Source organism: Streptomyces sp. NPDC037083 (genome assembly GCF_055606485.1).
Map to the genome: position 1 here is coordinate 394542 of NZ_JBVJSQ010000005.1, position 20400 is coordinate 414941.

Annotated in this window: 17 protein-coding genes and 1 pseudogene; 8 read left to right on the top strand and 10 right to left on the bottom strand. The window is 72.1% G+C overall.

Annotated elements, in window-relative coordinates; genetic code table 11:
- Window positions 1-460: 460 nt before the first annotated feature.
- Window positions 461-877, bottom strand: a pseudogene (locus tag ACZ7DE_RS16540) (ATP-binding cassette domain-containing protein); the annotation flags it as partial.
- Between the two features lie 99 nt (window positions 878-976).
- On the opposite strand from ACZ7DE_RS16540, the gene ACZ7DE_RS16545 reads away from it, so the two are divergent.
- Complete coding sequence (locus ACZ7DE_RS16545) at window positions 977-1738, top strand: TetR/AcrR family transcriptional regulator (protein ID WP_470761691.1); 762 nt, start codon at window positions 977-979, stop codon at window positions 1736-1738.
- 96 nt (window positions 1739-1834) lie between these two features.
- On the opposite strand, the gene ACZ7DE_RS16550 is transcribed toward ACZ7DE_RS16545, so the two are convergent.
- Complete coding sequence (locus ACZ7DE_RS16550; protein ID WP_470761693.1) at window positions 1835-2881, bottom strand: WD40 repeat domain-containing protein; 1047 nt, start codon at window positions 2879-2881, stop codon at window positions 1835-1837.
- Between the two features lie 100 nt (window positions 2882-2981).
- On the opposite strand from ACZ7DE_RS16550, the gene ACZ7DE_RS16555 reads away from it, so the two are divergent.
- From ACZ7DE_RS16555 to ACZ7DE_RS16565, 3 genes are all read left to right on the top strand, one after another.
- On the top strand, window positions 2982-3656 hold the full coding sequence (locus tag ACZ7DE_RS16555) for an SGNH/GDSL hydrolase family protein (RefSeq protein ID WP_470761695.1): 675 nt from the start codon (window positions 2982-2984) through the stop codon (window positions 3654-3656).
- A 116-nt stretch (window positions 3657-3772) separates the two neighbouring features.
- Window positions 3773-4336, top strand: a complete 564-nt coding sequence (locus ACZ7DE_RS16560; protein WP_470761697.1) for a Uma2 family endonuclease — start codon at window positions 3773-3775, stop codon at window positions 4334-4336.
- 48 nt (window positions 4337-4384) lie between these two features.
- Window positions 4385-5377: an aldo/keto reductase gene (locus ACZ7DE_RS16565; protein WP_470761699.1), complete on the top strand. Its 993-nt coding sequence runs from the start codon at window positions 4385-4387 to the stop codon at window positions 5375-5377.
- Window positions 5378-5768: 391 nt separating this feature from the next.
- Here ACZ7DE_RS16565 and thpR read toward each other — a convergent pair whose 3' ends face one another.
- Window positions 5769-6341 (bottom strand): RNA 2',3'-cyclic phosphodiesterase, encoded by a 573-nt coding sequence (thpR, locus tag ACZ7DE_RS16570; RefSeq protein ID WP_470761701.1) that lies wholly within the window; start codon window positions 6339-6341, stop codon window positions 5769-5771.
- A 51-nt stretch (window positions 6342-6392) separates the two neighbouring features.
- On the opposite strand from thpR, the gene ACZ7DE_RS16575 reads away from it, so the two are divergent.
- Window positions 6393-6911 (top strand): GNAT family N-acetyltransferase, encoded by a 519-nt coding sequence (locus ACZ7DE_RS16575; protein WP_470761703.1) that lies wholly within the window; start codon window positions 6393-6395, stop codon window positions 6909-6911.
- Window positions 6912-7070: 159 nt separating this feature from the next.
- Here the strand turns inward: ACZ7DE_RS16575 and ACZ7DE_RS16580 are convergent, their stop codons facing one another.
- Together ACZ7DE_RS16580 and ACZ7DE_RS16585 are read right to left on the bottom strand one after the other, a co-directional pair.
- The gene (locus ACZ7DE_RS16580; protein ID WP_470761705.1) at window positions 7071-8429 is read right to left on the bottom strand and encodes an MFS transporter; all 1359 of its coding nucleotides are present in this window, start codon (window positions 8427-8429) and stop codon (window positions 7071-7073) included.
- 24 nt (window positions 8430-8453) lie between these two features.
- Window positions 8454-8891: a MarR family winged helix-turn-helix transcriptional regulator gene (locus ACZ7DE_RS16585; protein ID WP_328481230.1), complete on the bottom strand. Its 438-nt coding sequence runs from the start codon at window positions 8889-8891 to the stop codon at window positions 8454-8456.
- Between the two features lie 152 nt (window positions 8892-9043).
- Between ACZ7DE_RS16585 and ACZ7DE_RS16590 the strand changes: the two genes are divergently transcribed.
- Window positions 9044-9226: a ribbon-helix-helix protein, CopG family gene (locus tag ACZ7DE_RS16590; RefSeq protein ID WP_057600791.1), complete on the top strand. Its 183-nt coding sequence runs from the start codon at window positions 9044-9046 to the stop codon at window positions 9224-9226.
- A gap of 156 nt (window positions 9227-9382) precedes the next feature.
- Here the strand turns inward: ACZ7DE_RS16590 and ACZ7DE_RS16595 are convergent, their stop codons facing one another.
- Window positions 9383-10834: an NCS2 family permease gene (locus ACZ7DE_RS16595; RefSeq protein ID WP_470761708.1), complete on the bottom strand. Its 1452-nt coding sequence runs from the start codon at window positions 10832-10834 to the stop codon at window positions 9383-9385.
- Window positions 10835-10951: 117 nt separating this feature from the next.
- Between ACZ7DE_RS16595 and ACZ7DE_RS16600 the strand changes: the two genes are divergently transcribed.
- Together ACZ7DE_RS16600 and ACZ7DE_RS16605 are read left to right on the top strand one after the other, a co-directional pair.
- Window positions 10952-11218, top strand: coding sequence for a DUF2530 domain-containing protein (locus ACZ7DE_RS16600; protein WP_470761710.1), 267 nt, complete (start codon window positions 10952-10954; stop codon window positions 11216-11218).
- A 152-nt stretch (window positions 11219-11370) separates the two neighbouring features.
- Complete coding sequence (locus ACZ7DE_RS16605; RefSeq protein WP_470761712.1) at window positions 11371-13737, top strand: HAD-IC family P-type ATPase; 2367 nt, start codon at window positions 11371-11373, stop codon at window positions 13735-13737.
- An 84-nt stretch (window positions 13738-13821) separates the two neighbouring features.
- Here ACZ7DE_RS16605 and ACZ7DE_RS16610 read toward each other — a convergent pair whose 3' ends face one another.
- From ACZ7DE_RS16610 to ACZ7DE_RS16625, 4 genes are all read right to left on the bottom strand, one after another.
- On the bottom strand, window positions 13822-14625 hold the full coding sequence (locus tag ACZ7DE_RS16610) for a hypothetical protein (RefSeq protein WP_470761713.1): 804 nt from the start codon (window positions 14623-14625) through the stop codon (window positions 13822-13824).
- 68 nt (window positions 14626-14693) lie between these two features.
- Window positions 14694-15623 (bottom strand): hypothetical protein, encoded by a 930-nt coding sequence (locus ACZ7DE_RS16615; protein WP_470761715.1) that lies wholly within the window; start codon window positions 15621-15623, stop codon window positions 14694-14696.
- A gap of 198 nt (window positions 15624-15821) precedes the next feature.
- The gene (locus ACZ7DE_RS16620; RefSeq protein ID WP_470761717.1) at window positions 15822-18992 is read right to left on the bottom strand and encodes a sacsin N-terminal ATP-binding-like domain-containing protein; all 3171 of its coding nucleotides are present in this window, start codon (window positions 18990-18992) and stop codon (window positions 15822-15824) included.
- Between the two features lie 299 nt (window positions 18993-19291).
- Complete coding sequence (locus ACZ7DE_RS16625; protein ID WP_470761719.1) at window positions 19292-20254, bottom strand: DUF3027 domain-containing protein; 963 nt, start codon at window positions 20252-20254, stop codon at window positions 19292-19294.
- Window positions 20255-20400 lie beyond the last annotated feature (146 nt).

Genomic DNA, 20400 nt, shown 5'->3' on the forward strand with positions numbered 1-20400 from the left:
CGCTCCCATAACCGCGCACCCCCAGATAACTGGCACTCCATGACCACGTCAAGAACTCCGGCAACGGCGAAGCCCCCCGCGAAGGACGCTGCCGCGCGGGGGCAGGGAGGGACGCGCCGCCAGAGGCGCCTGGAGGGGCTTCGCCGCCAAGGGCCCCGCAGGGGCTCCGCGGCCCGGAGGCCTGTAGCGACTCGGCCGCCCGAAGCCCGGAGGCACCCCGTCCCAGGACACGGAGGCACTCCGCCACCCGGGAGCCTCGGATCACCGGACGACCCGGGGCCCCGGAGGGAGTCCGCCACCCGGGGCCCCGGAGGGAGTCCGCCACCCGGGGCCCCGGAGGGAGTCCGCCGCCCGGGGCCCTCCGTTCATCGGCCGAGCCGGTGGAACCTGCGCACGGCCAGCGGCAGGAAGACGGCCGTCAGCGCCGCCGGCCAGACCGCCGACATCAGCAGCGCGTGCTGCTGTAGCCGCCCACGCCCTTGTCGGCGGCGTCGGTCAGGTCGAACCGCTCCAGCAGTTCGGCTGCACGCAGCCTGGCGCGCTGTCCGCCCAGATGGAACAGGCGTCCGAACATCTCCAGGTTCTGGCGGCCGGTGAGCACCTCGTCCACGGCCGCGTACTGCCCGGTGAGGCCGATCCGCGCCCGCACCTCGCGCGGCTGCCGGGCCACGTCGAGCCCGGCGACCGTGGCGCGCCCCCCGTCGAGCCGGACCAGCGTGGACAGGATGCGTACGGCGGTCGTCTTGCCGGCGCCGTTCGGCCCGAGCAGGCCGTGCACGGTGCCCTCGCGGACGGCCAGGTCGAACCCGTCGAGGGCGCGCTTGTCGCTGTAGCGCTTCTCCAGCCCCTCGGCGCGCACTGCGTATCCGTCGGTCATCGATTCCCTCCCTCTCGCTCTCCCCTTATAACTGGGTACACCGTACCCGATTGCGCGTACGCCGTACTCGGTTTTTTGCCGCCGAACTAAGCTGCACCCATGACGAGCAGTGCGGACACCAGTGGCAGCGGCGACATCAACCGCACCCTCGAGCTGCTGTGGGACACCGGCAAGCGGCCGAGCCGCGGCCCCAAACCGGGCCTGACGCCGGACCTGATCGCGCAGCGGGCCATCGAGATCGCGGACCGGGACGGACTCGCCGGCGTCTCGATGCGCCGGATCGCCACGGAGCTCGGCACGGGCGCGATGTCCCTCTACCGCTACGTCCCCGGCAAGGCCGAGTTGCTCGACCTGATGCTGGACCGCGTCCAGCGCCCCTCCGAGAACCCGGCCGACCTCGGCGACGGCGGCTGGCGCTCCGCCCTGGAGGCCATGGCCCGCGCCACGCTCGCCCTGTACCGCCGCCATCCCTGGCTGCTGGAGGTCAACCAGACCCGCCCGCTGCTCGGCCCGAGCGCGCTGGACGGCATGGAGAAGGTGCTCACCCGCGTCCGGCCGATGGGGCTGACCGACCCCGAGCTCATCTCGGCGATCATCATGGTCGACGCGTACGTCGTCGGGGCCGCGCGCACGCAGGTCTACCAGGAGGCAGCCGAGCGGACCTCGGGCATGACGACCGCCGACTTCTACTCGGCGCAGGCACCGTTCCTGGAGAAGATCATGGCCACCGGCCGCTACCCCGTCCTCGGCTCCCTCGCCGAGGACACCTGGAGCCCCGTCTTCGACCACTTCGAGTTCGGTCTGCAACGGATTCTGGACGGCCTGGAGGTCCTGGTCGTGCGGCGCGCCGGACAGGAGTGAGGCGCAGGGGGCGCAACCGGCCTCCCTGCCCGAACCGGCTCCCGGCGAGGCGGCTCCGACCGTGTCCCGGCGCGGCTCGGCCGTGTCCGGCGCGGATCAGTTCCGGCGCAGGAGGCGGCGGAGGCCGAAGAAGGCGGCGCAGACCGCGGCGACGGCGAGCGCGCCGACCTTGACGCCGTCGGTCGCCGAGGATCCGCCCTCGTCGCCCGAGGCGCTGGAACCTCCGCCCCCGGACGAGGACTTGGAGCCGGACGAGGCGCCCTCGGGCGCGTCCTCGGCCACCACGGTGCTCCCGGAGCCCTCGGTCCCGTACATGAGCTTGGCGCCGTCGGCGGAGTAGCTGACGGACTCCCCCTGGCGTTGCAGGGGCACGTCGAGCCGTCCCTTGCGCTCGATCTTCCCGCCGTTCCAGGCGTAGTCGATGCCGCCGAAGTAGCCGCGGACGGCGAGCCGGGCGCCGTCCGGGGAGAACGCGGCGTCGGTGGCCCACAGGTCGACGGCGGCGACCGGCTTGAAGACGTTCGCCCCGGAGGCGGAGAGTTTCGCCGGCCCCTCGTACAGGTGCCCGCCGTCCTCCTTCTTGTCGATGATGTAGACGCGCCCGGTCCTGGGGTGCACGAGGAGCGACTCGGCGTCGCGGGGGCCGTCGGAGTACTTCACGACGTACTGCGTGGCCTTCACGGTCTGGTCGACGAGCTTCTTCGGCTCGGCCAGCCGGTAGATCCACACGTACTGCCAGGTGCCGCCGAGGTTGTCGCCGATGTCGCCGACCCAGATCTCGTTGCCCGGGCCGATGGAGATCGCCTCGACGTCACGTGGAGTCCCGATGCCGGTGAGGGTGACCCGGGCGACCGTCTTCCCGGTCGCGCTGTCGACGGCGTAGAGGTAGGGGCCGTCGTCGCTGTCGTTGTGGGTCCAGTAGACGCCGGGGTGCAGGCGCGAGGCGGCGAGACCGCTGGACTCTGTGATGCGCGGGTCCTCGATGGCGAACCCCTTGTCGCCGTCGGCCGCCGACGCGGTGGACGCGGCAGGCCCTGCGAGCACGGTGAAGACTCCCGAGAGGAGGACTCCGGTCAGGAGAGCTCTGATCGGCAGGGCTCTGGCCAGGAGGGCTCCGGCTCGGACGGCGAAAGGTCGGCGCATGCCCACAAGACTGCCATCCCGCCCGGTGGTTCACCGTTCGTGGCCGGTCTCACACGGCCCCGGCGGCGATGATCCTCTACTGATCCATCATCATGAGCGGATGCTCAGGTTGATGCCCGTAGGCGACTCGATGACGATCGGCAGCACGGGCGAACACACCTGGCGTCACCGCATGTGGCGCCACCTGTGCGCTACGTACGGCGGCCCGTTCACACTGGTCGGCCCCCGCGAGACGCTCTACGACAAGACGGCCCAGGCCCCCACGTCGTACGCCTACGCCGACCCCGACTTCCCCCGCGGCCACCTGGCGGGATGGGGCGAGGGCTGGCAGCAGATGGCCCCGCTGATCAGGGAGGCGGTGCGGACGTCGCGGGCGGACGTCCTGCTGGTCTCCCTGGGCCTGATCGACCTGGGCTTCTACACGAACGCCGAGCAGACGGCGGCGAACGCGCGCGCCTTCGTCGCCGAGGCCCGCGCGGCGAACCCCCGGATCGCCATGGTGTGGCTCCCGGTCATCCCCAACGTCCGGGCGGCGAACGACGAGCCGTTCGCCGCCCAGGTCGCCCTCTTCAACGAACTCCTGGCGAAGACGGCAGCCGACCTGGACGAACAGAACTCCCCCATCCTCCTGGCCTCGATCCCCCCGGCCTGGGACATCGACACCGACACCTACGACGGCACCCACCCGAACGCGAACGGCGAGCACCGCCTGGCGGAGGCCTTCGCGGAGGCGATGCACCAGGGGTGGGAGCTGGGCGGGGAGTACGCGGGCTGAACGCCCGCCCCCGCTTGTTGCTGGCATATGCGCGCCATCCCGTGACCCGCTCGCCGTACGTATCGTTGTACTGCGCGGCGGCACTCGAGCGAGTGCGGCCGGGCAGGAGCGCCACGATGACCGTCCTTGAAGACAGGATCGCGATGGCCGAGAGCGACAACACGATCACGCTCGACGAGATGTTCGAGCGGCTCGAGACGATGCCCGTCCCCGAGGGATACAGGGTCGAGATCGTCGAGGGGACCGTCTTCATGTCGCCACAGCGGGACACCCACTGGGAGATCATCGCGGACATCTACGAGCAGCTGCGGACCAAGTACCCCCGCAAGCGCGTGAAGTCCGACGTGCGCATCGACTACCCGGGGCATCTGAACGGGTTCGCGACCGATGTGACGGTGATGACGGACGGGGCCGTCAAGTCGGAGGACGGCCGCTGGAGCCACGAGGACGTCGAGTTCGTGGCCGAGGTGATCTCCAAGGGAACCGCCGCCAACGACTACGGCCCCAAGATGGAGGCCTACGCGACCGCCGAGGTTCCCGTCTACCTGATCGCCGATCCCTACCAGCGCCGTTGTCACGTCTACACGCAGCCCAAGAACGGCGAGTACGGCGACGACGTCGACCTCACCGGGACGGTGGTCGGCCTCACCCTCAAGACCGACGAGTTCCCCCGCGACTGACCGGATCCCCTTGCGTCGAGCGCACTCCAAGTCGTTGGCTTGAGTTCCATGAAGTACACGCAGCTCGGACGTACCGGACTCAAGGTCAGCCGACTCGTCCTCGGCACCATGAACTTCGGCCCGCAGACCGACGAGGCCGACTCCCACACGATCATGGACGCGGCGCTCGGCGCGGGCATCAATTTCTTCGACACCGCAAACGTGTACGGCTGGGGCGAGAACAAGGGCCGCACCGAGGAGATCATCGGCAACTGGTTCGCCAAGGGGGGCGAGCGCCGCGACAAGGTGGTCCTCGCCACCAAGGTGTACGCCAACATGGCCGCCGACGGCGAGGCCTGGCCCAACCACGACAAGCTCTCCGCGCTGAACATCCGGCGGGCCGTCGACGCCAGCCTCAAGCGGCTGCGGACCGACCACATCGACCTCTACCAGTTCCACCACGTCGACCGCAGCACTCCCTTTGAGGAGATCTGGCAGGCCATCGACGTGCTGGTGCAGCAGGGCAAGATCCTCTACGCGGGGTCGTCCAACTTCCCCGGGTACAAGATCGCCCAGGCCAACGAGATCGCCGCCCGCCGCGGGGGCACGATCGGGCTCGTCAGCGAGCAGTGCCTGTACAACCTGGCCGAGCGGCGCGCCGAGATGGAGGTCCTGCCGGCCGCGCAGGAGTACGGCCTCGGGGTCATCCCGTGGTCGCCGCTGCACGGCGGGCTGCTGGGCGGGGTCATCAGGAAGGAGGTCGAGGGCGGACGCCGCGCCTCCGGCCGGGCCGCCGACACCCTCGCCACCCCTTCCGCCCGCGCGCAGGTCCAGGCCTACGAGGACCTCCTCGACAAGCACGGGATCGAGCCCGGCGAGGCCGCGCTGGCCTGGCTGCTCACCCGTCCCGGCGTGACGGGCCCGATCGTCGGACCGCGCACCGCCGAGCAACTCGACTCGGCGCTGCGGGCCGTCGAACTGGAACTGTCGGAGGAACTGCTGGAGGGCCTGGAGACGATCTTCCCGGGCCCGGGCCCGTCACCGGAGGCCTTCGCCTGGTAACAAGCCGCAGGTCGGAGGAACGCGGCAGACCGGGCGGTTCGCTGGACCCAGGCGGCTCAGCAGGCCGAGGGTTTCACAGGGCTCGGCGGCTCGCAGGCCCGGTGGCGACCGGAGTCGCCGGGCCGACGGGGTCGTCGAGCCGACGGGGTCGTCGGGGTCGTCGGGGTCGTCGGGATGCGGTGGCGACCCGGGCCGACGGGGTCGCCGGGAGGCGGTGGCCACCGGTGTCGACGGACGCGACGCGGGGCGGTGGCGACCGGGGTCGAGGGGGTGGGGTGGCGGTCGGGGTCGGTTACTTGCCGAGTGCCGCTGCCACCGCCACCACCACGAACATCAGCACGAGGGCACCGGCCATGATCAGGTTTCGGGTCTTCGGGTCCACGCATCGAGACTAACCGGCCCCGCCGAGCGCCCAGCGCCCGACCGGCTCGTAACGCGGCTGTTCGCCCGGCACCCCGGACCTCGGCAGGCTGCTCCGCACCAGCACCAGCTCCTCCACGGTCCAGGCCCGGCCCTCGAAGGCGTCCAGCGCCTCGACGTACTGCCGTACGTCCGCCGCGTCCCGGCTGCGGGCCAGCGTCAGGTGGGCCTGGTAGCGGCGGTGCTCCCCCATGTCGAGGCCCGCCTTGCGCCCCGCGGCCTCCGCCCGGTCGGCCAGCAGCCGCAGCGCCGGCACGTCCTCGGCCGCCCCGGCCCACAGCGCCCGTCCCTGCCCGAACCGGCCCCCGCCGCGCACCGCCAGCGCGAAGGGCGCGCTGCGGTGTGCGACCCGCTTCAGCCGCGCCGACAGCTCCGGTACGAGGTCGTCGTCGACCTCTCCGTAGAAGGCGAGGGTGAAGTGCCAGCCGGCGCGCTCCGTCCAGCGCAGCCCGTCCGCACCCGGCAGCCCACGCAACCCGGCCACCACGGCGGCGAGTTCGTCGGCGGTGTCATCCGGGGGCAGCACGGCGGCGAAGAGTCTCATGGCCCCGATTTTCCCCGTCGGCGCGGCCGGACGCCCGCCATGATGGACGTCATGCGGATCACGATCAGAGCAGGCGGGCCCGACGACGTCCCCGTGATACTCGGCATGCTCGACAGCAGCGTCGCGTGGCTGGTCGCGCAGGGGCGCACCGGGCAGTGGGGCACGCAGCCCCTGTCCGGGCACACGAGGACGGTGGAGTCGGTCGCCCGTTACGTGGGCGAGGGCGATGTGTTCGTCGCCGAGGCCGACGGCGTGCCGGCCGCCACCCTCACCCTCACCGACGCGCCCGGCGCCTACCTCGCCCACCTTCCGCCGCCCGGCGAGCCCGAGCGGTTCATCCACTGGCTCGCGTCCGACCGCCGCTTCAAGGGCCACGGCATCGGCAGCGCGCTGCTGGCGCACGCGGCCGAGACGACCCGGCAGGCGGGCGTCTCCCTGCTCCGAGTCGACTGTTACGCCGGCGACGACCGCAAGCTCGTCGCCTACTACGAGGCCAACGGCTTCACCGCGACGCACCCGTACACCACGGGCACCGGCTGGCCGGGCCAGGTCCTGGCCCGGCGGGTGTAGGCGGGTGTAGGCACCTGCCGGAGCCGGGCACAGCACCCGCCGCCCCGAGCCGACCGCACGTCCGGACGGCGGGACCCCGGTCGGCGCGGGGCGCGGACGGCGGGACCCTGCTCGCCGCGGGGCCGCGGACGGCGCGGCGCGCGGACAGCGCCGGCGCGCTTACGCCGCTGCCGTGAGTTCTCGGCTCTTGCGCGGCACGAACCGCACGCTCGGGTGGCCGCCGTTCCAGTGGACCGCGAGCCGCAGGCCGCCGACGCGGGCCAGGACCAGGCCGACGGTGACGGCCGCGGCCGCCGAGATCACGCCGCCCACCGCGAGGCCGGCCCGGACGCCGTACGCGTCCGTGATCCAGCCGGCGATCGGCGCGCCGACCGGCGAGCCGCCCAGGAAGACCATCATGTAGAGGGCCATGACCCGGCCGCGCATGGCGGGGTCGGTGCCCATCTGGATGCTGGTGTTCGCGGTGACGTTGATCGTCATGCCGAACATGCCGATCGGGGCCATGAGCAGCGCGAAGAGCCACAGGGAGGGCGCACCCGCCGCGACGATCTCCATCGCGCCGAAGGCGAGTGCCGCCGCGATCATCACCCGCAGCCTCGCGGTGCCCCGGCGGGCGGCGAGGAGCGCGCCGACCAGGGAGCCGACCGCCATCAGGGTGTTGAACAGGCTGTAGGAGCCGGCGCCCGCGTGGAAGACGTCGTCGGCGAAGGCGGAGAGGTAGACGGGGAAGTTGAAGCCGAAGGTGCCGACGAACCCGACCAGGGTGATCGTCCAGATCAGGTCCGGGCGGTCGGCGACATACCGCAGCCCCTCCCGCAGCTGGCCCTTGCCGCGCGGCGCGCGCTCGACGACGTGCAGTTCACGCGCCCGCATCAGCAGCAGGCCGGCGATGGGCGCGATGAAGGACAGCCCGTTGGCGAGGAACGCCCAGCCGGTGCCCACGCCGGTGATCATCAGACCGGCGACGGCTGGGCCGACGAGACGTGCGGACTGGAAGTTCGCGGAGTTCAGGCTGACCGCGTTCTGGAGCTGGTCCGGGCCCACCATCTCGGAGACGAACGACTGGCGGGCCGGGTTGTCGACGACGGTCGCGAGGCCGACGGCGAAGGCGGCCACGTACACGTGCCAGACCTCGACATGGCCGGTCAGGGTGAGGGCGGCCAGCGCGATGCCGGTGAGGGCCATCGCGGTCTGGGTGAACAGCAACGCCCCCCGCTTGGGCAGGCGGTCGACGAGGACTCCGCCGTAGAGGCCGAAGAGCAGCATGGGCAGGAACTGCAGGGCCGTCGTGACGCCGACGGCGGTCGCGGAGCCGGTGAGGCTGAGGACCAGCCAGTCCTGGGCGATGCGCTGCATCCAGGTGCCGACGTTCGAGACGACCTGGCCGACGAAGAACAGGCGGTAGTTCCTGACCCGCAGGGAGCTGAACATCGAGGACCTGCGGGCGGATGCGGGAGCGGGCGGGATGTCGTGGGTGGCCGGTGCGGGTGCGGAGTCTGCTCCGGGTCCCGTACTCAACAAGGTTCGCCTCCTCGGAACTGCTTACAGGTGTGCGAGTTTCTCCAGCACGGGGGCGGCGGCGCGCAGCTTCGCCCACTCGTCCTCGTCGAGGCCGTCCACCAGGGTCGCCAGGAAGGCGTTGCGCTTGGCCCGGCTCTCCTCGAGCATGGCCTCGGCCTGCTCGGTCTTGGTGACGACCTTCTGGCGCCGGTCCTCGGGGTGCGGCTCCAGCCGGACCAGGCCCTTGGCCTCCAGCAGCGCCACGATGCGGGTCATCGAGGGCGGCTGCACATGCTCCTTGCGGGCGAGTTCGCCGGGTGTGGCGCTGCCGCAGAGGGAGAGGGTGCCGAGCACCGACATCTCGGTGGGGCTCAGCGACTCGTCGACCCGCTGGTGCTTGAGCCGGCGGGACAGTCGCATCACGGCGGAGCGAAGGGAGTTCACGGCGGCAGCGTCGTCGCCATGGGTGAGGTCAGGCATCTCTTTAGGATAACTCATTACTCTGGCTAAACAAGCCGGGGGCACGCCGGGATTCCCGTGACCCGAGCCACGGAAACCCGGCCATCACTCGAACGGGTGAGTCGGCAGCGGAAAGTGACCGGACTGCGGTACGCGCCCGCGACCCTCGTCCCATGGGGACCAGTGTGCTCAGCCTGCGGATAGACGGGGAGCTGCTCGAACGGCTCCGGCAGCATGCCGCGAAAAGGGGAATGAGCGTCCAGGACTATGTCGTCCAGACGCTCATCCGGGATGACTTCGACGAGCGGTTCCAGACCGCCGTCGAGGAGACGGAGAAGTTCTACGGGCTCACGTGAGCCCGGTCGGCCCGAGCCCGGTCGGCCTGAGCCCGGACGACCCGAGCCCGGACGACCCGAGCCCGGTCGGCGCTCCCGCGGCTCGCGGGCTCAGGCCCAAGGCCGGGGCCGGGCCCAGGCTGAGGCCCAGACACCGGCTGAGGCCCAGTCTCAGGCTCAGGTGAGGCCGAGGGCGGGCATCAGGTAGTAGAACGCGAACACCGCGGCCACCACGTACATCGGCGTCGGGACGTCCCGGCCGCGACCGGCCGCCAGGCGCAGCAGGACGAACGTGATGAAGCCCATGCCGATGCCGTTGGTGATCGAGTAGGTGAACGGCATCATCACCATGGTGATGAAGGCCGGGATGGCGATGGTGTGGTCGGCCCAGTCGATCTCCTTGACCGAGCCGGCCAGGATGAGGAAGCCCACCGCGAGCAGCGCCGGCGTGGCGGCCTGGGACGGCACCATCGTGGCGACCGGCGTGAGGAACAGCGCGACGGTGAACAGTCCGCCGGTGACGAGGTTCGCGAAGCCGGTGCGGGCGCCCTCGCCGACGCCGGCCGTGGACTCCACGAACGCGGTGGTGGCGGAGGAGGAGCTGGCGCCGCCGGCGGCGACCGCGAGGCCGTCGACGAAGAGGACCTTGTTGATGCCGGGCATCTCGCCCTGGGCGTTGGTCAGCTTGGCCTCGTCGCTGACGCCCATGATCGTGCCCATCGCGTCGAAGAAGCACGACAGCAGGACCGTGAAGACGAAGAGGACGCCGGTCAGCACGCCGACCTTGCCGAAGCCGCCGAACAGGCTGACCTCGCCGATGAGCCCGAAGTCGGGGGTGGCGACGGGGTTGCCGGGCCACTCGGGGGTGGTCAGGCCCCAGGAGGGGACCGTGGCGACCGCGTTGATGATCAGCGACAGGGCGGTCATGGCGACGATCGAGATCAGGATCGCGCCGGGCACCTTGCGGGTGATCAGGGCCAGCGTCAGCAGCGCCCCCAGGATGAAGACGAGGACCGGCCATCCGGTGAGGTGACCGTCGGCGCCGAGCTGGAGCGGGACGGTGGTGTGGGCGGCGTCCGGGATGCGGCTGACGAACCCGGAGTCGACGAGTCCGATCAGCATGATGAACAGGCCGATGCCGATGCTGATCGCCTTGCGCAGGCCGAAGGGGACCGCGTTCATCACGCGCTCGCGCAGACCGGTGGCGACCAGCAGCATGACCACGAGGCCCGCGAGCACCACCATGCCCATGGCGTCCGGCCAGGACATCCGGGGCGCGAGCTGGAGCGCGACCACGGAGTTCACGCCCAGGCCGGCCGCCAGCGCGATGGGCACATTGCCGATCACGCCCATGAGGAGCGTGGTGAAGGCCGCGGTCACACAGGTGGCGGTGACCAGCTGGCCGTTGTCCAGCTGGTGTCCGTACATGTCCTTCGCGCTGCCGAGGATGATCGGGTTCAGCACGATGATGTACGCCATCGCGAAGAACGTGGCGAAGCCGCCGCGGATCTCCCGGGGCAGGCTGCTGCCCCGTTCGGAAATCCTGAAGTAGCGGTCGAGGGTGCCGTGGGCGGACCTGGCTCCCGGCTGATCAGGGGCGGGGGTCTTGGCGGGGGCCGAGGTGGGCATGTGTTTGGCGGTTCCTACGAAGAGAAGTGGTCAACAACAAACCGTTTCAGTATGAACATATAACGTTCGGATCGGCCATCTCCGCGCGTAGACGTGACCACCTCGTAAGCTGTCCCCATGGCGAAGTGGACACCCCAGCACGAGGCGCCGGAGCCCCTGGAGGGCCCCGTCGTCGCCACCATCACCGGCGGCACGATCCTCTGGTTCGTCCTCTTCCTCGTCCAGCTCCCCTTCTACGGCTGGTTCGACGACCACGACCGTCTGTGGTGGCTGTGGACCTGCCTCGCGGGCGCCGGACTCGGACTGATCGGCATCTGGTACGTCCGCAAGCGGGACGCCGCGCTCAAGCGGGACGCCGCACTCAGGCAGGCCGCCGCCGAGTAGCCCCGCAGCCGCTCGGGCGTACGACCGGGCCGTGCGGGCTACGACTCGGGCCGCTCGGGCGTACGCCCGCCGGACCATCCCCCTCCTCCCGAGGTCGGATCTTCGGCGCCTTCGGGGGGTGAACCCCCAAAACCGCACGTACCGTCGATTCCATGGCCCGTACCGACGCTCCCGCCCTCGCGCCGACGGCGACCGGCCTCAGCGCCGCCGAGGTCGCGGACCGCGTGGCGCGCGGTCAGGTCAACGACGTCCCCGTCCGCAGCAGCCGTTCCGTCGGCGAGATCGTCCGGGCGAACGTCTTCACCCGCTTCAACGCGATCATCGGCGTCCTGTGGCTGGTCATGCTCGTCGTCGCGCCCATCCAGGACGGCCTCTTCGGCTTCGTGATCCTCGCCAACACCGGCATCGGCATCGTCCAGGAGTGGCGGGCGAAGCAGACCCTCGACTCCCTCGCCGTCGTCGGCGAGGCCCGCCCCACCGTGCGCCGCGACGGGACGACGACCGAGGTCTCCACCTCCGAACTCGTCCTGGACGACCTCATCGAGATCGGGCCCGGCGACAAGATCGCCGTGGACGGGGTGTGCGTCGAGGCCGATGGGCTGGAGATCGACGAGTCCCTGCTCACCGGCGAGGCGGACCCCGTCGTGAAGCGGCCGGGCGACCAGGTCATGTCGGGAAGCTTCGTGGTGGCCGGCGGCGGCGCCTTCCAGGCGACGAAGGTCGGCCGCGAGGCCTACGCGGCCCAGCTCGCCGAGGAGGCGTCCCGCTTCACGCTCGTCCACTCCGAGCTGCGCTCCGGCATCTCCACGATCCTCAAGTACGTCACGTGGATGATGATCCCGGCGGCGATCGGTCTGGTCGTCACGCAGCTGTTCGTCAAGGACAACGACCTCGGGGACTCCGTCGCCCGCACCATCGGAGGCATCGTCCCGATGGTCCCGGAGGGCCTCGTCCTGCTCACCTCCGTCGCCTTCGCGATCGGCGTCATCCGGCTCGGCCGCAAACAGTGCCTGGTGCAGGAACTCCCCGCCATCGAGGGTCTCGCCCGCGTCGACACCGTCTGCCTGGACAAGACGGGCACCCTCACCGAGGGCGGCATGGACGTCACCGGGCTGCGCACCCTCGACGACGGCGACGAGCGGTACGTACGGCGGGTGCTGGGCGCCCTCGGGGAGTCCGACCCGAGGCCCAACGCCTCCCTCCAGGCGATCATCGACGCCTACCCGGAGGCCGAGGGCTGGCGCTGCACCGAGTCCCTGCCGTTCTCCTCCGCCCGCAAGTACAGCGGCGCCAGCTTCAACGAGGGCGACGGGGAGAACAGCACCTGGCTGCTGGGCGCGCCGGACGTGCTGCTGGCCGACGGCGATCCCGCCCTCGCCGAGACCGAAAGGCTCAACGAGCAGGGCCTGCGCGTGCTGCTGCTGGCCCGCGCCGCCCGCGACCTGGACGATCCCGAGCTCGCGCGCGGGGCCCGGCCCGCCGCCCTCGTCGTGCTCGAGCAGCGGCTGCGGCCCGACGCGGCCGACACCCTGCGCTACTTCGCCGAGCAGAGCGTCCACGCCAAGGTCGTCTCCGGCGACAACGCGGTGTCGGTGGGCGCGGTGGCCGCGAAGCTCGGACTCGACGGCGCGGCGGTGGACGCCCGCCGGCTGCCGCCGGACCAGGACGGCATGGGGCGGGCCCTGGACGAGGGCACGGTGTTCGGCCGGGTCAGCCCGCAGCAGAAGCGGGACATGGTGGGGGCGCTGCAGTCCCGCGGCCACACGGTCGCGATGACCGGGGACGGGGTCAACGACGTCCTCGCGCTGAAGGACGCCGACATCGGCGTCGCGATGGGGTCGGGCTCCGAGGCAACCCGGGCGGTCGCGCAGATCGTGCTGCTGAACAACAGCTTCGCGACGCTGCCGTCGGTGGTGGCCGAGGGCCGGCGGGTCATCGGCAACATCACCCGGGTGGCGACGCTCTTCCTGGTGAAGACGGTCTACTCGGTGCTGCTGGCCCTGCTGGTGGTCTGCTGGCAAGTGGAGTACCCGTTCCTGCCGAGGCACCTGACGCTGCTGTCCACCCTCACGATCGGCGCGCCGGCCTTCTTCCTGGCCCTCGCCCCCAACACGGAGCGGGCCCGGCCGCACTTCGTGCGACGGGTGATGCGGTACTCGGTCCCGGGCGGGGTGATCGCGGGGGCCGCGACCTTCGTGACGTACCTGGTGGCCCGTCACCACTACACGGGCGCGGGCTCGTTGGAGGCCGAGACCAGCGCGGCCACGCTCACACTCTTCCTGATCTCGATGTGGGTACTGGCGATCATCGCCCGGCCCTACACCTGGTGGCGGGTGCTGCTGGTGGCCTCGATGGGCGCGGCGTTCCTGGTCGTGCTGGTGGTCCCGTGGCTGCAGCACTTCTTCGCGCTGAAGCTGGTCGGGATGACGATGCCGTGGATCGCGGTGGGTGTGGCGGCGGTGGCGGCGGTCGCCCTGGAGTTCTCCTGGAAGTGGGTCGACCGCCGCTCTTCCGACTGAGCGCCGCTCGAGGCGGGCGGTCCCGGGAAAAGCAGGAGCGGCCGGCCCGGAAGCCCGGAACCGGCCGCTCTCACCAGCCTGGTGTCACTTCACGTCGACGAAGTCACCGGCGGCGTTGACCGCCGAGGTGGTGGAGGTGCCCGCGAACACGAAGCGGTAGTAGCCGTCCACGGACGCCGTGACCGTGGTCTTCAGGGTCCCGGTGGAGCTCGTCTTGACGGTCTTGACGGTGGTGTAGGCGCTGCTGCCCTTCTTGCGGAACTGCAGCTTCACCGACTGGGCCGCGTAACCGGCGTTCTTGTTGGTGTCCCAGTTCGCGCGGGCCAGCTTGCCCGTGACGGTGATGGTCTTGCCCTTCTTCACCGGCTCGGGGGTGGCGTCGGTGGTGAGCGTGGCCTGGCGCAGCAGCTTGATGCTGCCGAGGTTGCTCCCCGTGGTGAGGCCGCTGTCGTTGACCGCGGCGGCGCCGATCTTCCACGCGCCCGCCAGGGCGTTGGTCAGGTCGCCGTAGTCGGTGTTCCCCGACGGACGGAACTGGATCTTGGCCGTGCACTTCAGGACCGTCGAGGAGGACGCCGTGCAGGTGCCGGGCTCGTCGCCGCCCCAGACGTCCTTGTCGGGGGTGGAGGCGGACAGGGTCGTGCCCCGGTAGAGGACGGGGAAGGTGACGAAGGAGTTCGCGTCCAGGCCGGCGGGCTTGGTGATGGTGTAGCTCGCCGGGACCGTGACCTTCGTGGTCGGGCCGACGACGACGTTCTTGCCGCCGTTGATCTTCACGTTGGAGAAGGTGACGGCGGGACCCGCCGGAGCCGCCTGCGCGGCCGGGACGGCGAGGGCGGAGATGGCGACGGCGCCGGTGGCGGCGACGACGAGAGCGCGTACGCGCATGATGTTCCTCGGTTGGAGAGAAGTGCGAATCACAGAGATGACAGAGGTGTCAGAGGTGACAGAGGTGTTCACTTCACGTCGACGAAGTCACCGGCGGCGTTGACCGCCGGGGTCGTCGTGTTGCCCGCGAAGGAGAAGCGGTAGTAACCGTCGACCGACGCCTTGACCGTGGTCGAAAGCCCGCCGGTCGTGCTGGACTTGATGGTCTTGACGGTGCTGTAGGTGCTGCTGCCCTTCTTGCGGAACTGCAGCTTCACCGGCTGCGTGGAGACACCGCCGTACAGGCCGGTGTCCCAGTTCGCGCGGGACAGCTTGCCCGTGACGGTGATGGTCCTGCCCTTCTTCACCGGCTCGGGCGAGGCGTTGACCGTCAGCTTGGAGAACCGCTGAAGCCTGGTGGTCGCCAGGGCGTCCTGCTCGACGTAGCCGACCTTGCTGAGGTCGGCGTTGTCGTCGAACGGGTCCTGATCGTTCCAGTCGATGACGTACCCGGACGCCTTCCAGACGGTGGCGTCCACGTTGGTCAGCTCATCCATCGGCAGGATGTCGATGGTCCCGCGGCAACTGGCGACCGTCGTCGAGACGTCGGTGCAGAACGGCCAGTCGTCACCCACCAGCACATTGCCCTCCGGGTCGTCGATGGCGCCCCGGTGGATCGTGACGTCCAGCCAGACGTCTTCCGCGGTGACGTCGACGTCCGCGGAGTGGGTGACGTTGAAGGTGACCGGGACGGTGACCTTGTTGGTGGTACCGACGACGATCGGCTTCCCGTTGTTGACCTTGACGCCGGAGAAAGCGGCGGCCAGCTCGTAAGGGGTGCCGGTGGTGGTACCGGTGAAGGGGCTCTTGCCGGAGGCGGCCAGACGGGCGGTCTGCACCGCGGAGCGTGCTTCGGAGGGACTGACCGAGCCGTCGTCGGCGGCCTGCGCGGCCGGCACGGCGAGGGCGGAAAGGGCCACGGCGCCGGTGACGGCGACCACAGTGGCGCGTATGCGCATTGCGTTCCCCCTGCGGGAAGGGGCCCGGCCGGTCGCCGTTCGCACGGCTCGCATCACACCCGGGGCCCAAGTGATCGTGGAGTCTGTTGACTCAGCTGATCAGATGACCGGCGGGGGCGAATGGTTGTACGTTCAGTGGAAATTGACGCGGAGAATCTTCACACGCTCCGCACCACCCCGCCCCCGCGGCCGCTCGCGTCAGTCGAACCAGCGGTCCCGTGCCAGTTCCGCCGTGCGGGACGGGTCCTCCAGCAGGGCCGCGACCTCGAAGCGGCGGGGCCACTGGCGGGACGCCCAGGCTAGGCCGGCCGCGACGCCCTCCAGGGTGGCCGCGTGCAGGACGCCGTCGGCGGTCAGCCGCCAGTCGATCTCCACGCCGTCGACGACGAGTTCCTCGTGTTCGACGTAGGTGGCCGGCGTGAGCGGGCCGAGCAGCGCCCGCACCGACTCCGGCACGTCGTGCTCGGCGCCCTCGGAGTCGACGTCGCCGGTCACGGACTCGCTCAGCCGCCGCACCTGGAACAGCTCGGCGAGTTCGGCCGCCAGGGACGGGCGTACGGGGAGCAGCGGGACGCCCTGCGTGAAGGGGAGCAGGTCGGGTGAGTCGACCACCACCGCGTCGGCCGCGTCCACGACCTCGACCCGCCCGTCGACGACGGCCCGCAGCTCGTCCGGCAGGGTCACCTGCTCCGGGTCGAGTTCGGCCAACGCACCGTAGAGACCGTGCAGTTGGGCGGGGCCTACGGGGCGTTCCGGGTCGGCGAGGCGCTCCAGGAGCTCCGCCGCGCCGCCGGGCTCGTCGAGCAGGGCCGCCACCGAGGTCCGCACGCCGAGGGCGCGCAGCACCTGCTCGTCGTCGAAGCCGGTGGCGTCGGCCTCTTCGTACAGGCCGTGCAGCAGCGGGTCGCCGCCGGCCGCCAGGAGGCCGGCCGGGCGGCGGCCGTCGAGGACCGGGTTCCCGCGCAGCCACCACGCGGTGTAGGGCCGCACGACCTCGTGGGTGCCGTCGGGCAGGAGGACGCGGACGGGCTGGGTGAGGGCGTCGCGCAGCGGCGGCCGGGCGAGCATGGCGAGGGCCTGCGGCCAGCGGTCCTCGTCGACGAGGTCGAGGTCGCGGACGGCGACCAGCTCGGTGGCGACGGGAGGCACGGGGCTGTCGGGGAAGCGGTCGAGGATGTCCTCGCACCACACGTCCACGGCGTCCAGCAGTCCCGCGTCGTCGGGCTCGGCGAAGTCCCCTTCGCGCGGCTCCAGTTCGTCCGGGTCGAGGACGACGTCCGTGGCGCGCACGAGCGCGAAGTCGGCGAGCACGCCGCACGCGGCCAGCGGCTGTTCGCCCCACTTCTCCGCCAAGTCGACTTCGACGGCGGCCAGTTCACCCTCACGGATGACGGAGGCGAACGGGCTGCCCGGCAGCACCAGTTCACCGGCGGGGACGAGTTCCCCGTCCTCGTCGGGCAGGGCGAGGGCGCCGAGCCAGGGCTCGTCGCCGGGCTCCAGACCCGCGTCGCGGACCAGCGCGAGCACGGTGTCGGCGAGTTCCTCGGCGTCCAGGCCGCCCTGGTCGTCCCAGGCGCCGCCGTCGTCGTCCAGCGAGGCGGCGACGGCGGCCCGGACCTGAGGGGTGGTCAGGACGGCGCGAGGGCTGGCGGGCAGCGCGCCGAGCTTCTCCAGCAGGGGGTGCACGGCGTCCTGGTGGGCGACCCGGAGTCCGAGCCGAGCGAGGACCTCGGGGTCGAGGCCGGCCGCGTCCGGGGTGGGCAGCAGCACCTGGCGCGGGCCGACGACGGTCCGCCGGTCGGCCAGCGGCACGGGCAGCCCGGTGAGCCGGTCCGGGTCGACCCCGGCCAGGCTGTCGTAGAGCCGGTACCACCAGCCCGGGTCCTTCTCCAGGCCGGCCAGCCGGTCGACGACGTCCGCGAGCGGGATCCGCGTGACGCCCAGCGTGCGCAGCTCGACGCGCCGCTCCAGCCCGGCGGGCAGCAGGGTGGGCAGCACTTCGGCCAGCACCCGTACGGTGTCGGCGCCGGCGCCCTCGACGACCTCGGCGTCGCGGGGGCGGAGGGCTTCGGGAAGCTCGACCGCGTCCTCGTCCTCGTCCACGCCCCCGACCGCGTCCTCGGAAGCGGGCGCGGGCGCGACGGCGGGCGGCAGGAAGGCGGTGCGCGGCAGCCGCTCGAGGACGGCCCGGCGCAGGGCTCCGTCCAGCTCGCCCTTGCCCAGCGGTCCGGGCACGAGGTCGATGATCCCGGCGCCCACCGGCCGCCAGCCGGCGAGGAGTTCGGCGTACACGTCCGCCGCGCGCTCCACCAGGTGGTCGGTCAGCGGGCCGGGGGCCGCGTGGCGACGGGTGGTGTCGAGCGGGAAGGACGCGATGAGCAGGGCGGGGACGCCGAGCGGCTCGTCGCTGGGGGTGGGCGCGTGGACGACGGGAGTGGTGCGGGGGCGCACGGGAGCGCCGTCGTCGTCGACGGGCACGGCCCAGGTGACCGACCAGGTCGGCCGCAGCCGCTCCTCCACGGGCCGGTCGGCGAGCAGGTCCGGGCCGAGGGCGCCGTGGGCGGCGGCGGTCCGCCACCGGGTCGTGCCCTGCTCGGTGTCCGTGACGACGGTGAGGGCGCCCTCGGCGGACCGCCGCAGGGTGCGGGCGGCGCCGTCGCCGACCTCGATCACCACCTCTTCCAGGCCGGGCAGGGCCAGGAGGAGGGCGTCGTCGACGGCGGTGAGGAGGCGTTCGGCGAGGTCGGCGGCCGCGGCGTCGCGCAGGGGCAGGATGACGGCCGTGTCGTACGGATCCGGGGCGCTGCCCTGGGCGGCGAACGGAAGCCGCAGGAGCGGCACATGGCCGTCGCGCCGCCGGATCTCGTCGCCCAGCCCTGGGCTGTGCCGGGCGGTCTCGGAGGCGAGCGCGCGGGCCTCGGCCAGGTCCCAGCGGACCCCGCCGTGGCGTCCGACGACGGCCGGCTCGTCGGTGACGGCGAGAACGGCCGCGAACCCGACGCCGAACCGTCCGACGGCCACGGCCGACTGCCGCTCCTCGCGCTTGGCGGAGGCCCGCAGGGTGGCCAGGGACTCCACGCCGGCGGCGTCCAGGGGGGCGCCGGTGTTCGCGGCGACGAGAACGCCGTCCCGGAGGGTGAGCCGCAGCCGCCCCGGCACCCCGCCGCGGGCGGCCGCGTCGGCGGCGTTCTGAGCGAGCTCGACGACGAGCCGGTCCCGGTATCCGCCGAGGACGAGGTCCTCCTCGGCGTTGGCGTCCTCCCGGAACCGGGCCGGGCTCGTGGCCCAGGCGTCCAGGACCCCGCGGCGCAGGCGCGCCGTGCCGAAGGGATCCGCGCCCTCGGGCGCCGGCCGCACGAACTTGCTCACGTTGGCTCTCCTCGTCGACGGGAGTCGACGGTACCGCGAGATGTTCGTCGCCCCCGCCGCCCCCTGCCCGGGCCGCACACCCCCGGAGGGCCCGATTCCGCTCACACCGTCCCGAACCTCTCGGCGCGGACGCGGGACGTGCGGCGCGAGACCGTCGGTCAGCGGCTCCGCGCCATCCGCACCGGAGCCGGCCGACACCGACCCCCAGGGCCGGGCCCGAACCGCGCCCGAACCCGAACCTCAACCGTCCGTCCCCGGGCGCAGCGCCCGCCGGACGGACCGCCGGGTCCGCGGTGCGGCTACGAGTGGCCCAGTTCCGCCGCGTCCTCGTCGGAGACGGCCGGCACCGAGCCCGAGTCCGGCGCCGGGCGCAGCGGGAACGGGTCGACCCGGGTCTCGTCGATCACCGGCGGGGCGGGCCGCGGCGGCTTGGGCATCACGGCGGCCTCCGAGTGGCCGCCGCAGCCGTACGCCAGGGAGACCACACGGCCGTCGGCCGGGGAGAACTCGTTGGCGCAGACGCCGAAGGCCTGGCCCAGGGAGCCGCCGATGGGGGTGAGGAAGCCGCAGCTCACGCAGGACGCGGGAGCCGCCTGGGCCATCGGCGTCTTGGCGCCGAAGCCCTCCTCCCAGCGGTCGGCGGCGGTGTGCAGGCCGTAGCGGGACAGGACCCGGGCCCGGCGCAGGCCCAGTTCCTCCGCGACGGCGGCGATCGTGCCCCGGCGCGGAGCCGCCGGGAGGGCCGTCGGCGGGGCGGCCGTCACCTCGGCGTCCTCCGCCTCCACCAGCTCGGCCATCTCCTCGGAGAGGGGCGAGTTCGGGGTCGGCTCGTCCGCGTCGAAGTACCCCGGTTGCAGGCGGGGATCGTCCTCGCCGGTGTAGCCCGGCTCCAGACGCAGGTCCTCCGCGTCCGTGGGGAGCAGGTCGCCGGGGCCCATGTCGCCGGGCCGCAGCCGCTCGCTCCACGGGACCCACTCGGGGGCCAGCACCGCGTCGGGGCCGGGGAGGAGGACCACCTCGTCCAGGGTGACGATCTTGGCGCGGGACGCCCGGGCCACCGTCGCCGCCCAGCGCCAGCCCCGGTAGCCCGGTTCCTTGCACTCGAAGTAGTGGGTGACCACACGGTCGCCCTCGGAGAGGAGGCCCGCATGCTCGCCCACCACACCGGGGGCGGCGGCCTCCTCGGCTGCGGCGCGTGCGAGGTCGACGGCCTCGGCGCACAGGCGGTCGGGGGTGCGGCTTCGCGTGCTCGCTGCGCTCACAGGTATCGCTTCTCTCCTACGCCGTCTCTCGGTGCGCCGGCCTGAAGGCGGCGGGTGCGGACGGAGCGGCTGGGGGCACCTCCCAGGCCTTTGAGGCACTGGGGGAGGGCCGCGTCGACGTCCGCGCCCGATCGCGCTCGGGCGCA